Origin of the sequence: Brasilonema bromeliae SPC951, from assembly GCF_012912135.1 — a bacterium.
Taxonomy (GTDB): domain Bacteria; phylum Cyanobacteriota; class Cyanobacteriia; order Cyanobacteriales; family Nostocaceae; genus Brasilonema; species Brasilonema bromeliae.
In genome coordinates this window covers 1-13,648 of record NZ_QMEB01000187.1, presented here as the reverse complement: position 1 = coordinate 13,648, position 13,648 = coordinate 1, and the positions used below count along the sequence as shown (strand labels likewise).

Here is a 13,648-nt window from a genome sequence, read left to right as displayed (position 1 = left end):
CCAATACCCCGTCCACCACGCAGGGAGGTGTCCTTCGGGTGCTCTGAGGTCAAAAGTCATATCCCTGTAGTACAACCACTTTCCCGCGTTCGTCCAAAGGACTCTGTCGCCGAAAGCTTCCCAAATTTCTCTGTCCCACCCCCGCCTTCCACCCAGACTTTGATAAATGCGTTTTTGCACAGAGAAACCAAAGCGCCCGTTGCTGTATTTTACCCAAAGTTGGTCTATTGTGCGAAGGTCTTCACAGGGAAAATTATCCATGCTTTCCACATCAAGCCAACCTTCGTTTTTTCTAGCAGCTACCGCTAGCATAACTCGCGCCGTTTCTTGATCAGCTTCTTTCCACTTTCCTGCTGCGAGTAAATCCCGCAGTCGGGTGTAGTCCATCTTCGCTGTGATTAACTTAATCTCATCATCTGATTTTGGTGGGGTTGCAATATTTTTTGATGGTTGATTTTGGATTTGAGGTTGTGGATTGGGGATTGATGCTTGAGGAGTTGGAGGATTTACGTTTGTTGGCAACACTAATTCTAACCACTCCCGCACCGTCTGCACTCTATCTTGTGGTTCCAACGCCATCCCTTTGAGAATTGCTTCATTTACTCTGTCGCTAATCTTCGAGTTAAATTGTTTTGGTGGTGGTAACTGCACGTACGTGCGAAAACTAGCAGGAATCGGAACCTCAGCGGTGAGCAAAGAATACAGCGTCGCCGCTAAAGCATAAACATCAGTGCAAGGAGCAAAATTACCGCGTCGTTCGTACTGTTCAATTGGTGCATAACCTTCCGTCTTTGCATTCGTCATGCTTCCTGTTTTCCCAAGGTTAAACTCACGCGCTAACCCAAAGTCAATTAATACTGCTTGTTGCGTTCCGAGTCGTAACAGAATATTATTTGGTTTGATATCCCGATGTAAAAATTTCTGTTTGTGGACATATTCCAAAGCTTGCCCAACTTGGTCAATATAGCGTAGAGCTTCATCCTCTGGCAATTGTCCGCGCTGATCAATATAAACTGCTAAATCTTGCCCTTCGACATATTCCATCACCATGCCCCACAGTCCAGCTTCCCGTATCATTTCGTAAACTTGGACGATGTGGGGATGATTGCAGCCTCGTAACCGCAAAGCTTCGTTGACAAATTTTTCTTGTTCTTGTTCAAAGTCAGGCTGACTTTGCTGCATGGGGTTAAGGGTTTTGATGGCTATGATTTTATTTGTGTTGTTATCTTTTGCACTGTAGGTGACACCATAGCCACCACCACCGAGAATTTTTTGAATCGTAAATCTACCGTTTTTTATAGTTTGATTGGGTTGCCAGTATTGCATTGTTCGCTGCCTGTAGCTGAGAGGCTATACTTAGAGCTTAATATGCTGGCGTGGAAAAATGTTTGCTGACAACAGCTTTGTGATTCAAGATATAGCGAAGCCTGTATGTTGACGTAAATTCTCTGGATGAAAACCCAAAACAATGTCTTCACGAGGAATACCAGCTTCCATGAGTGCTTCTGCGACTGGGTAAGAACTACCGTCATACTGAATCCAAACTTTATCACCGATTATGTCGATATGTACCGTACAACCATGTACGCGACGGATTCCATCCCAACCTATCTGTAAGACTTGGTAGCGATCGCGTTCGGAATCTATAATCGCCCCAACATCAATTTGACCGTGATAAGGCTTGTGGGTGGTATATTCTGATATAATTTTCCGTACAATTTCACGATACTTTGCTAGTTTATCCATTGCACAATCCTAATATCACGGGTATGCAGGATGTGAACCAAGCAATCCGCCTCACACATCCTGCTACTAAATCTCACACCTCACGCGATGCTTCAATTAACAAGGTCTTATTCTGCACTACTGGCACCTTCACCACCATTTTCTTATTAAAAGTCAACCCATGATCCGCTTTGTCAATCACAATTGTGTCGCCAGGGACAAAAGTATTCTCCAATAGCTTAGTCGCGACGGGGTTTTCTACTTCTCGCTGAAGTGCCCGTTTTATAGGACGTGCGCCGTATACTGGGTCATATCCTGTTTCCACAAGGTAATCACAAGCGGCTGTTGATATCTCCAAGGAAATCTTCTGTTCTTGTAGAAGACTTTCCACCCGCTTGAGTTGGATGCGAATGATTTGTCGCATTTCGCTACGGTTGAGAGTGTGGAAGAGAATAATGTCATCAACGCGGTTGAGGAATTCTGGACGGAAGTGCGATCGCAAAGCATCCATAACTCGGTTCCGCATTTTTTCATAATTGGCGTCATCACCAGATATGTCCAGTATGTGTTCGCTACCGATGTTACTCGTCATGACAATGACAGTGTTGCGGAAATCAACCGTTCGTCCCTGCGAGTCAGTAATTCTCCCGTCATCTAATACCTGCAACAAAATATTAAACACATCGGGATGAGCTTTTTCCACTTCATCCAATAGCACCACCGAGTAAGGACGACGGCGAATCGCCTCCGAAAGTTGACCGCCTTCTTCGTAACCCACGTAACCTGGAGGCGCACCAACCAACCGAGAAACGGAGTGTTTCTCCATATACTCGGACATATCCAGACGCACCAAAGCGTCATCGGAATCAAAGAGAAACTGTGCTAAAGCACGGGCGAGTTCCGTTTTACCAACTCCAGTTGGTCCCATGAACAAGAATGAACCAATGGGGCGACTGGGGTCTTTCATTCCCGCACGCGCACGACGAATTGCTGCTGAGACAGCAGAAACGGCTTCTTGTTGTCCCACAACTCGCTGGTGTAGATGTGACTCAAGTTGCAGTAACTTTTGCCGTTCAGATTCTAACAGGCGGTTTACAGGAATTCCCGTCCATTTCGCCACAATTTCAGCAATATCGGCTTCTGTGACTTGTTCGCGCAACAGGGTTGCTCCTATACTTTGAATTTCTAGCAACTGGGCTTCTTTGGATTCGCGATCGCGCTGCACTCCCTCCAACTTCCCATACTTCAACTGTGCTGCTTTATTCAAATCATAAGCGCGTTCTGCTTGTTCAATTTGCAACCGCAGTTTTTCTTCTTCTTGCTTTAACGCACTAATTGCTTCCAGTAGCTGTTTTTCACCTTGCCACTGTCCATTCAATTCTTGCTGTTTTTCCGTCAAATTGACAATTTCTTGTTCAATTCGCGCCAAACGCTCTTTCGTCTGAACTGTAGCTTTTTCTTCCCCAGCCAACGACAGCTTTTCCATTTCTAGCTGCATCAACCGTCGGTCAATATTTTCCAATTCCGTCGGTTTGGAGGTAATCTCCATTTTTAACTGTGCTGCTGCTTCATCCACCAAGTCAATCGCCTTATCTGGTAAGAAGCGATCAGAAATGTAACGCGCAGACAGTGTTGCTGCTGCTACCAGCGCTGAATCAGAAATTTTAACATTGTGATGGACTTCGTAGCGTTCTTTGAGTCCCCGCAGAATAGAAATGGTATTTTCCACACTAGGCTGATCAACAAAGACTTGCTGAAAACGCCGTTCCAAAGCCGCATCTTTTTCTATATATTTACGGTACTCATCCAAAGTTGTTGCGCCAATGCAGCGTAGTTCTCCCCGCGCCAGCATGGGTTTGAGTAAATTTCCTGCATCCATTGCCCCTTGTTGGGTGGAACCAGTGCCGACAACGGTGTGCAGCTCGTCAATAAACAGCACAATTTGACCATTGGATTCTATCACTTCTTTGAGGACGGATTTCAATCGGTCTTCAAATTCACCGCGATACTTCGCTCCAGCAATCAAACTACCAATGTCCAAAGACATAAGCTGGCGGTTTTTCAAAGATTCTGGAACATCACCGTTGATAATACGCTGTGCTAATGCTTCTGCGATCGCCGTCTTCCCTACCCCAGGTTCACCAATCAGTACAGGGTTATTCTTACTGCGACGGGACAATACCTGTATAACTCGACGGATTTCATCATCCCGCCCAATCACCGGATCTAGTTTACCACTTTTTGCTTGTTCTGTCAAGTCTCTGCCAAACTTTTGCAGAGCTTCGTAACGGGACTCTGGGTTTTGGTCAGTCACCTTTTGGCTACCGCGAACCGTTTTGATCGCAGCCTCTAGCTTAGCGGTGTCTAAGTTAAAGCTTTTATATATTCGTCGTCCGATGCGCTCATCTTCTGCAAAAGCTAAAAGGATGTGTTCAACAGAGATGTAGGAATCTTTCATCCTAGCTCTTGCTTCTTCAGCTCGGTCTAATAACGTATCTAAGCTACGACTAAGATAGAGCTGATCAGCTTTACCTACTTTCGGCTGACGTTGAGTAAATCCTTCTACTTGCTGTTGTAAGCGCGATGCGTCAATCTCGCAACGACCGAGAATGCGTGTTGCTAGCCCAGTCGGTTCTTCTAATAACGCAATAAGTAAATGCTCAACATCAAGTTGTTGTTGTTGATATGCTCGGACAACATCCTGTGATTTAACAATTGCTTCCCAGGCTTTATCAGTAAATTTATTTGGATCTGTAGGCTGCATCTTTACAATTTTAGATTTTAGATTTTAGATTTTGAATTTTAAACTAAGGATGTCAAATTAATATCCAACCATTTTTGGGGTGTATCCGCTTGTATCTGCGGTTGCAATTTGAGGATACTTTGCAATAAACCCTTTGATCATGACTCAGAACTGACTTTAAAAGGAAATCACCGTTCTCAAGGCACCTTGCCAGATGGTATTATTCGAGCTATCGTTATTTGCGTTTGTAACTACTGAAAATGTGGGTGTGATACTAACATTGTCGCTCAGCTCCAAATTATAGAATGCCTCAATGTTTGTTTGGGTGGTGTTTCCCAAACCATCGGTGACAAAAGGTTGACCTACGGCGAGACCCCCAAATGTACCGGGAATCACGAGGTTACGAATACCAAAGCCCACCGCCCAACTAAAAGGATTGATATCCAAATTTTGGTTGATCGCGGTGTTGAACCCTTGGTAACTCCCAAATCCCAGGCGAGTAAAAACGCCTATATTCCGGTTCAAGGCATATTCGGCATTAACCCCGAAGGCGTTAATGTCGGTGTTGTTGATTTCCGCCCTAGTATATTGTAGTCTTAATGCCAGTTGATTGCTGAGTGAGTATTCCACTTCTGCACTGGCTTGATATCTGTCCTTAAATAAACCACCACTGGCATTTGAGTTAGCGAGATTTGCATCAGCAGCGATGTAGAGAGAACGAAAAGTCAATGGACTACCACCTGGATTCCAGGATATCGCCACGCCTGCACCCCCATTTCGGTCAATTTGGTTTTGAACAATCAAAGGGTTATTCAGAAAAAAACTGGAACTAAAATCAACCGCTTCGTTGTTAGCATATCTATTACGGTCAATGAAATCCCGTGGAGACATTTTTGCTCCAATCGTCACAGATAAATCTGATAGGGGACGAAAGGAGTAATACAAGCGTCTGAGCTTAAGATCGGAGTCAACATCGACATAATCTAGTCCGCCACCACTGGCGATTAAACCACTCGTTCCCAAGAGGTTCAGATTCTTCCTCTTATGTGCCCTAGCAATAGCATCACCGCCATTGTTACCAGATTCTAGCTGAGTGAAAAGTAAATCTTTGCTGTTAAAGCTAGTTAATAAATTTAAACGCTCGCGGGATACAATGGTAGAATTGGCGTTACTACCTTGTGTAAAAGCAACAATAGCTTGACCTTGAAGTTTGGTGGTCGCGGAAAATCGCTTTGCTTCCAGTCGTGTCACGCGATCATCAATTCTGTTGAGTCTCTTTTGCAAGTCATCCAAAGCTAAACGATATTCTCTTTGTAACCGTTGTAAAGTTATCAGGTCTTCCTGAATCGACTGATTCCGAATACCATTAGCAACGAGGCTATCGAGTTTATCCATCGTAGCCAGCAAACCCGCCGCAAACTCATAGCGAGACATAGGACGGTTTCCACGAAACGTGTGATCAGGATAGCCAGAGAGGATACCATAGCGTTCCATGAGCGATCGCAACGCCTGATATGCCCAATCAGTCGGTTGAACATCAGACAATTCCGAAACCGAAGGCTGCTGAGGTGACGTATTGGTATTTCTGTCAGGATTACCAGACTCGTTGGCGGGAGACTGCTGATCTGACACCTGAGCATTTATGTTCAGATTACCAGATTTGTTTATAGATTCGGACTCTGTATCGAAAGATGTTACAGATGCTTCTGAAAAATCTGCGGCTGTTGCTGAGCCAGCAGACTCTTCAAATTTTTCTGGTATCCTAACCTCATACAGATCATTTTCGTCAGAAAAAATCGAAACAGCAGTTTCTTGCTGCTTTGGATTCGGCAAAGAATTCGCTGGTTTTGGAAAAAAGACGATTTGGCTAGGAATTCCCCAAATGAGTAAACTCCAAGCCAAAAAATTTCTAGAACGAATTCTTTGCCGTAGGGATTGCTTGAGGCTGAACTCCATCACACCTATACTTTTGTATTTGTGGTTATATTTACTGATTTATCATTTGCGGTTCTGTTTCTTGTTTCACGGCATGATTCTGAGTATCCGTTTGAATAAGTTCTACTTTATACCCATTTGGATCTTCCACAAAAGCAATAACTGTAGAACCGTGTTTCATTGGACCTGGTTCGCGTACAACTTTACCACCAAGCTTTTTGATTTCCTCACAAGTTGTGTAAATATCATCAACTCCAATGGCAATATGTCCGTAAGCATTTCCGAAATCGTATTTTTCCACACCCCAGTTATAAGTAAGTTCTAGCACGGTGTTCTCGCTTTCATCACCGTAGCCAACAAAAGCCAGAGTAAACTCTCCCCCAGGATAGTCTTTTTGCCGTAACAGCTTCATTCCCAAGAGATCACAGTAAAACTTTAGCGATTCTTCAAGATTGCCAACACGCAGCATTGTGTGTAGTAAGCGCATGATTATCCCCTTCGCCTTGATGTTTTGTGGTTCCGCTGATATTGTAATCTGGCTACTGTCCTCATACTGGAGAAGATGACTGAGATCTTGCATCACTTTAAATTAGCCCATTTTGACCGCCTCGGAATTAATTCCGAGGCTCACAACCCAAGTCTACTAAAGTAGACTGAAAGGCTTGTGCAGTCGTCTTTAGACGACTTTTGCTATTCGAGTGGGATTGAAATCCCAGGCGGACGAGAATGCAAGGTGTGAGAATTGTACAAGATCTCAGATGAGGAGGATTTTACTCTCCCTCACTCCCCCTCCCCCTGCTCCCTTATCCCTCAGATAACTCCAACCCTCCTCGGTAACCAGTAATCAAACGGCTACCATCTTTGAAAATATGAACCTCTATTTGGTCGCTTGCCCAGGTAATTTTATCTTTCAAAGTGGGATTAAAGACGTGAACCCGTTGATTGTTAGAAGAAACTGGTGAATCAGGTGAATTGAGTGCTAGTGACTGGATATATGGACCATCAATTAAAATGTCCAACTGCTGCAACAAATCTTGAGCGCCAGCTGGGGCATGTTGAGATTGTAACTGTTCTAGAGTAAACCCAGAAAAAGACATCACATTCAGTCCACCCGCTTTGATCTTAGAAGCAAGAACAGCCAGTGCAGGGGCTTGCCAAAAAGGTTCTCCTCCAGAAAATGTCACTCCTTGGTTGCGAGGATTGCTCAAAATTTTCTCTGCAAGGCTGTCAATTGATATAAGTTGATTCATTTCAAATGACCAGGACTCAACATTAAAACAACCTGGGCACTCCCGCAAACACCCCTGCACCCAAACAACAGCACGACACCCAGGACCATTCACCTCTGATTCATCGATATAGCCCATAATATTGAGATATCCGGCAGGAATTTCCATCAAAGCTGGGTAAGGGTCAGTTTTCTTTTGGGTCATTGTCTTTTTCTCTTGTTAAGGGATATACATATTTGCAGGGTAGATGCAAAAAAATTGAGGAGGATAAGGGAGTGAGGGAGGGAGTAACAGAGTGTGCTAGAATATGTTCTCCTTATTCTCCTGATCCCCCAAACCCAGTGGAAATCTTCGTTAACCTCAGCGCATAAACTCCACGGAAGGCATATGCTAGATGGTCGGATGAGCCATTTAACTTTTTGTAAACGGCAGAAAGAACGCACGCTAAACAAAGGATGAAGAACAGATGTTTGACACTGCGATCGAAGCTATTGTTGCCCGTGAAATCCTTGACTCTCGGGGTAGACCAACAATTGAAGCAGAAGTGCATTTGGTCAATGGTGCGATAGGATTGGCGCAGGTTCCCAGTGGTGCGTCTACTGGCACTTTTGAAGCGCACGAACTGAGGGATAAGGATAAAGCACGTTATGGGGGTAAGGGCGTACTCAAGGCGGTGCAAAATGTTAAAGAAGCACTTGCTCCAAAGTTGATAAACTTGGATGCCCTCAACCAGGAACTACTCGATCGCACGATGATTGCCTTAGATGGTTCCTCCAATAAATCCCATCTTGGTGCTAATGCGATTCTAGCGGTTTCTTTAGCAGCAGCCAAAGCCGGGGCTGAGTCTTTGGGAATTCCCCTTTATCGCTATTTAGGTGGTCCACTGGCGAATTTATTACCCGTACCGCTGATGAACGTGATTAACGGCGGTGCTCATGCAGCCAATAACGTAGATTTTCAAGAGTTTATGGTTGTCCCGATTGGGGCGTCTTCTTTCCGAGAAGCGTTGCGCTGGGGCGCGGAGGTGTTTGCTACCCTAAGTCAGGTGTTGGATGAAAAAGGTTTACTGACTGGTGTTGGGGATGAAGGCGGTTTTGCTCCTAATTTGGAATCGAATCAGGTGGCGCTGGAATTGTTGGTTGCAGCGATTGAGAAAGCTGGCTATAAACCAGGAGAACAAGTCGCTTTGGCGTTGGATGTTGCGGCGAGTGAGTTTTACAAAGATGGGCAGTATGTCTACGACGGTAAACCTCACTCTGGGGGTGAGTTTGTTGATTATCTCGCGCAACTGGTTGACCAATACCCCATTGTCTCAATTGAAGATGGCTTGCACGAAGAAGATTGGCAAAATTGGCAATTACTCACCCAAAAGCTAGGTTCTCGCGTGCAGTTGGTAGGTGATGACTTATTTGTAACCAACGTCACGCGCTTGCAAAAAGGAATCGAACTCAAAGCTGCTAACGCGATTTTGATTAAACTCAATCAAATTGGTTCGTTGACAGAAACTTTGCAAACAATTGACTTGGCGACTCGCAACAGTTTTCGCTCAGTCATTAGCCATCGTTCTGGCGAAACAGAAGACACAACAATTGCCGACTTAGCCGTCGCCACCCGCGCAGGTCAAATCAAAACGGGTTCTCTGTGTCGCAGCGAACGAGTAGCAAAATACAACCGTTTGCTACGCATTGAGGATGAATTGGGCGAACTCGCTGTTTATGCTGGTGCTGTGGGATTAGGACCGAATTAACCTTTTTAATCAGTGGTGGTTCAAGCCCCCACTGATTGCCTTAATTTTTGCTAAATTTTGTGAATCTTTTTTGGAAATATTTTTTGTGTGGTATCCAAAAAAGGGTAGTATATCACAAAGACTTATCATTAATGCCAAAAACCCGGTTTCTGTTGCTGGCGCTAGACTGATATTTCGTTATCTCAATGAGAAGAGACCGGGTTTTTTATCACAATTGGTGAATACTGAATTGGTGTTCTAGTCTGCGGAGGCAGACTTAGTTTGTGTAGGCGCGGTTTCTAACCGCCAGGGAGCATCCCAATTTTGCTTATGCTAACTAAACACAACTTGTAAATCTAAAACAAACCCAGGTAAAACATCTTCTCCTGATAAGCTTGTTGGATTATTCAACACTTCCACTGGCTGTAAGGCGCGATAAATTTCTACTTTTTTATTTTTTGTATCAATTAACCAACCCAGACGCAATCCATTATCAATGTATTCTTGCATTTTTTTGCGTAGCGGTTCCATATTGTCACTTATGTAAGGTAATTCAATCGCAAAATCTGGACTCATGGGTGGAAAGGAGTCTTGTTCTTCTGGTTTTAATGCATCCCATCTGGCTTGAGTCACCCAAGCTGCATCGGGAGAACGTTCTGCACCATTGGGAAGTCGGAAAGCGGTTGAGGAGTTAAAAGCAATACCAAGTTTGGATTGGCGGTTCCAAAACCAAAGTTGTCCTTCAATATCTATATTGCGCTTACCTGTATTTCCTCCCGTAGGGGGCATGATAATTAATTCTCCTGTGGCAGTTAGTTCTAGCTGTACGTCTCGGTTAGCAGCAGCGAGGAGTACGAATTGCTCTTCGGAGACTTTCAGGTTTGCGGGGATGTACAGAGGCAAGTTGCTCATAGACAATTAAACATTAAAAATGCCCATAATATATATTGTCTTGGATTACTTCTGGTGGGAGATGCACTCGGTTCGGAACCTCACCCTGCCCTGTCGGGCATCCCTCTCCGCGATTTCGGAGAGGGAAAGATTTTTGCGAAGCTAAAAGCGAGGGTGAGGTGAAAAGCGCAAGATGTGTGTACGCCATAGCTTGTCCCCTTATCCCCAATCATGGATAAAACCCCAACTTCGGCAACCCCAGTGTCTCATCCCAGCCCATGATGATGTTGAGACACTGGATAGCTTGACCCGCCTGTCCTTTGATCAGGTTATCAATTGCTGACATGACAATCACACGTCCAGTGCGCGGGTCAACTTCTATTCCTATGTAACAAAGATTACTGCCACAAGCCCATTTTGTTTGGGGATAAACGCCTGGTTCACAGACTTTAACCCAAAGAGAGTTACGGTAGAAGGCTTTATAAATAGTGATTAAATCATCTCGTACTAAACCAGGGTCACGTAGTGTCGCATACACCGTTGCTAAGATGCCGCGCACCATAGGCACGAGGTGTGGTGTAAATTGGATGGTGACTTCGTGTCCTGCTAATTCACTACAAATCTGCTCGATTTCTGGGGTGTGATGGTGACGGACGACGTTGTAAGCGGCAAAGGAGTTATCTGCCTCAGCAAGCAACATATTGACTTTTGCTTGACGCCCACCGCCAGAAGTGCCTGATTTGGCATCAATAATAGCTGTTTCTGGCACGATTAGCCCTTGCTTGAGGAGTGGTGAAAGTGCCAGAAGACTAGCGGTGGGATAGCAGCCGGGACAGGCAATCAGTTGTGCTTCGCTAATGCGATCGCGATACAATTCTGGTAATCCATAAACTGCTGTGGCTGCTGTTGCAAGATCTGTTCTCTGGGCACCATACCAGTTTGTATAAGTTGTCAAATCCTTAAAGCGATAGTCTGCACTCAAATCCAGTACTATCAATCCGAGTTCTAACAATTGCGGAGCGATTTTGTAAGCCAATCCATTTGGTAGAGACAGAAACACCACCTCACAACGCTCAGCAATGGTTTCTGGTTCTACAGCCTCTATCGGTTGGTTAACTATGTGAGCTAAATGTGGGTAGAGATCTGCAAACGATTTTCCCGCGCTACTATGCTCACCTAAGTAAACAAGTTCCACTTCTGGATGATCCATCAGTAGTCGCACTAACTGTACTCCGCCGTAATCTGACGCGCCAACAATCCCAACTCTTACGCGTCTAGAATTGCCCATAACTTGTAAATCCTTTTTGAATAGGTCAACCCGTCTTTATCAGAATTTTTCTATTAAAGACTTATTGCTGTTTAGTTCTTGCTGCACTCAGTTATCATAAAATCCAACTTCAGCCGCAGGTATTTATCGGTATGTTATCGAATCTTGGCTATGAAATGCTTATATAGTCTCTAGAAGAGCTACAATCAGAAGACAAGCATTTGTAAAAAAAAATTACGTTAGATAGCTGGAATTCCTCTGTGTCGCAGCTTAACACCACTTCAAACCAAACCTTTGAATTTGATTCGATTGATGCCGCCTTGGCTGACTTGAAAGCTGGTCACCAAATTGTGGTGGTAGACGATGAAAATCGAGAAAATGAAGGCGATTTGATTTGTGCTGCCCAATTTGCTACTCCTGACATTATTAATTTCATGGCAGTAGAGGCCAGGGGGCTGATTTGTTTGGCAATGACGGGCGATCGCCTCGATGAGTTAGATTTACCATTGATGGTGACCAACATCACCGACACCAACCAAACTGCTTTCACGGTGAGTATTGATGCTGGACCTCACCTAGGGGTAAGTACTGGGATCTCGGCTGAAGACCGCGCCCGCACGATCCAAGTTGCTATCAACCCAGCAACACAACCTTCAGATTTGCGTCGTCCTGGTCATATTTTCCCCATTCGTGCCAAGGAAGGAGGCGTACTCAAACGGGCAGGACATACCGAAGCTGCTGTTGATTTAGCTCGACTAGCTGGATTATACCCTGCTGGCGTCATTTGTGAAATTCAAAACCCCAACGGTTCGATGGCGCGGCTATCTCAGTTAATTCAGTATGCTAAGCATCATAATCTTAAAATTATCAGCATCGCGGACTTAATCAGTTACCGCCTCCAGCACGATCGCCTGATCAAGCGTGAAACTGTTGCTGACTTACCCACCCAGTTTGGTCGTTTCCAAATTTACGCTTATCGCCATACTCTGGATAATACAGAACACGTTGCAGTTGTCAAGGGTAATCCTGCTGAATTTGGAGATAACCCAGTGATGGTGCGGATGCATTCCGAATGCCTGACTGGAGATGCTTTGGGTTCTTTACGCTGTGACTGTCGGATGCAGTTGCAAGCAGCACTGAAAATGCTTGAAAATGCGGGGCAAGGTGTCGTTGTTTACCTGCGGCAAGAAGGACGAGGAATCGGGCTGGTTAACAAATTGAAAGCTTACTCGTTGCAGGATATGGGACTAGATACCGTAGAAGCGAATGAGCGTTTGGGATTCCCCGCCGATTTGCGAGACTATGGTATGGGAGCACAGATGCTCATGGATTTGGGAGTACATAAGATTCGCCTGATTACCAATAATCCCCGTAAAATTGCAGGGTTAAAAGGTTATAAGTTGGAAGTTGTGGATCGCGTGCCATTGTTGATTGAGGCAAACGACTACAATTCCTATTACCTGACAACCAAGGCGAAAAAGCTGGGTCATATGCTGTTACAGACTTTTTTGTTAACAGTGGCGATCAATTGGCAAGATGATCCTGAAGCGGTGACGGAACGCTACGAACGGTTAGAGAAACTGCGACATTTAGCGAAAAGTCATGACTTATTGTTACAGGAAGAAGCACGTCCTTTGGCGATCGCCCTGTTTGATAAGCCATCCTTAATTGTGCACTTAGGTTTTGACCAAGCGAACGTTGCAACAGATGATTGGTATAAGCACAAAGGTCATCCTTACGCGCAAGCGATTAGCCAAATTTTGGATGAACTCGTGGCTTTGCCTTACATCCAAAAGCTAGAATTTTTGATTTCGCCTGGTGTTGATCCTCTGACAAACTTACAAGTGCAATTGGATAGACAGACGTTCCCTGTGGGGACATTACCTTCGTCTATTTGTTGTGAGCAATTAGGCACGCAGAAGATTTATAGTTTTAGTCGGTAGATGAACCTTTCGCCACCATACAAAATATGACATTTAGGAGACTCTGGTGGTCTATGTCATTAATTTTGATGATTTGTAGAGACGTTGCATGCAACGTCTCTACAAGATTTCTGTAATTTTAAAAACCCTCATAATTACAGCAATTTTCAGGTAATTGAACCACAAACTCTGGTAAGGTGGACATAGAGT

The 13,648-nt window shown here is 44.6% G+C and carries 10 protein-coding genes; 2 read left to right on the top strand and 8 right to left on the bottom strand.

Annotated features, from left to right (window positions below):
• The 6 genes from DP116_RS20620 to DP116_RS20595 all read right to left on the bottom strand — a co-directional run.
• Window positions 1–1,326: serine/threonine-protein kinase (locus tag DP116_RS20620; RefSeq protein ID WP_169156948.1), on the bottom strand; the 1,326-nt coding region annotated here is incomplete at its 3' end.
• A gap of 84 nt (window positions 1,327–1,410) precedes the next feature.
• Window positions 1,411–1,746 (bottom strand): XisI protein, encoded by a 336-nt coding sequence (locus DP116_RS20615; protein WP_169156947.1) that lies wholly within the window; start codon window positions 1,744–1,746, stop codon window positions 1,411–1,413.
• 73 nt (window positions 1,747–1,819) lie between these two features.
• Window positions 1,820–4,489, bottom strand: a complete 2,670-nt coding sequence (gene clpB, locus DP116_RS20610; RefSeq protein ID WP_169156946.1) for an ATP-dependent chaperone ClpB — start codon at window positions 4,487–4,489, stop codon at window positions 1,820–1,822.
• A 156-nt stretch (window positions 4,490–4,645) separates the two neighbouring features.
• The gene (locus tag DP116_RS20605) at window positions 4,646–6,424 is read right to left on the bottom strand and encodes an iron uptake porin (protein WP_169156945.1); all 1,779 of its coding nucleotides are present in this window, start codon (window positions 6,422–6,424) and stop codon (window positions 4,646–4,648) included.
• 31 nt (window positions 6,425–6,455) lie between these two features.
• Complete coding sequence (gloA, locus tag DP116_RS20600) at window positions 6,456–6,890, bottom strand: lactoylglutathione lyase (RefSeq protein ID WP_169156949.1); 435 nt, start codon at window positions 6,888–6,890, stop codon at window positions 6,456–6,458.
• 316 nt (window positions 6,891–7,206) lie between these two features.
• A complete protein-coding gene (locus tag DP116_RS20595; RefSeq protein WP_169156944.1) occupies window positions 7,207–7,836 on the bottom strand; it encodes a 4Fe-4S single cluster domain-containing protein in 630 nt (209 codons plus the stop codon).
• Between the two features lie 262 nt (window positions 7,837–8,098).
• Between DP116_RS20595 and eno the strand changes: the two genes are divergently transcribed.
• Complete coding sequence (gene eno / locus DP116_RS20590) at window positions 8,099–9,379, top strand: phosphopyruvate hydratase (protein WP_169156943.1); 1,281 nt, start codon at window positions 8,099–8,101, stop codon at window positions 9,377–9,379.
• A gap of 312 nt (window positions 9,380–9,691) precedes the next feature.
• On the opposite strand, the gene DP116_RS20585 is transcribed toward eno, so the two are convergent.
• Together DP116_RS20585 and argC are read right to left on the bottom strand one after the other, a co-directional pair.
• Complete coding sequence (locus DP116_RS20585) at window positions 9,692–10,270, bottom strand: Uma2 family endonuclease (RefSeq protein WP_169156942.1); 579 nt, start codon at window positions 10,268–10,270, stop codon at window positions 9,692–9,694.
• A gap of 208 nt (window positions 10,271–10,478) precedes the next feature.
• Window positions 10,479–11,537 (bottom strand): N-acetyl-gamma-glutamyl-phosphate reductase, encoded by a 1,059-nt coding sequence (gene argC, locus DP116_RS20580; protein WP_169156941.1) that lies wholly within the window; start codon window positions 11,535–11,537, stop codon window positions 10,479–10,481.
• Between the two features lie 239 nt (window positions 11,538–11,776).
• Between argC and ribBA the strand changes: the two genes are divergently transcribed.
• Window positions 11,777–13,459 (top strand): bifunctional 3,4-dihydroxy-2-butanone-4-phosphate synthase/GTP cyclohydrolase II, encoded by a 1,683-nt coding sequence (gene ribBA, locus DP116_RS20575; protein WP_169156940.1) that lies wholly within the window; start codon window positions 11,777–11,779, stop codon window positions 13,457–13,459.
• Window positions 13,460–13,648 lie beyond the last annotated feature (189 nt).

Bases quoted from the DNA above. Each gene is read 5' to 3' on its own strand.
- DP116_RS20615 (WP_169156947.1), bottom strand. From the start codon at position 1,746: ATGGATAAACTAGCAAAGTATCGTGAAATTGTACGGAAAATTATATCA.
- clpB (WP_169156946.1), bottom strand. From the start codon at position 4,489: ATGCAGCCTACAGATCCAAATAAATTTACTGATAAAGCCTGGGAAGCA.
- DP116_RS20605 (WP_169156945.1), bottom strand. From the start codon at position 6,424: ATGGAGTTCAGCCTCAAGCAATCCCTACGGCAAAGAATTCGTTCTAGA.
- gloA (WP_169156949.1), bottom strand. From the start codon at position 6,890: ATGCGCTTACTACACACAATGCTGCGTGTTGGCAATCTTGAAGAATCG.
- DP116_RS20595 (WP_169156944.1), bottom strand. From the start codon at position 7,836: ATGACCCAAAAGAAAACTGACCCTTACCCAGCTTTGATGGAAATTCCT.
- eno (WP_169156943.1), top strand. From the start codon at position 8,099: ATGTTTGACACTGCGATCGAAGCTATTGTTGCCCGTGAAATCCTTGAC.
- DP116_RS20585 (WP_169156942.1), bottom strand. From the start codon at position 10,270: ATGAGCAACTTGCCTCTGTACATCCCCGCAAACCTGAAAGTCTCCGAA.
- argC (WP_169156941.1), bottom strand. From the start codon at position 11,537: ATGGGCAATTCTAGACGCGTAAGAGTTGGGATTGTTGGCGCGTCAGAT.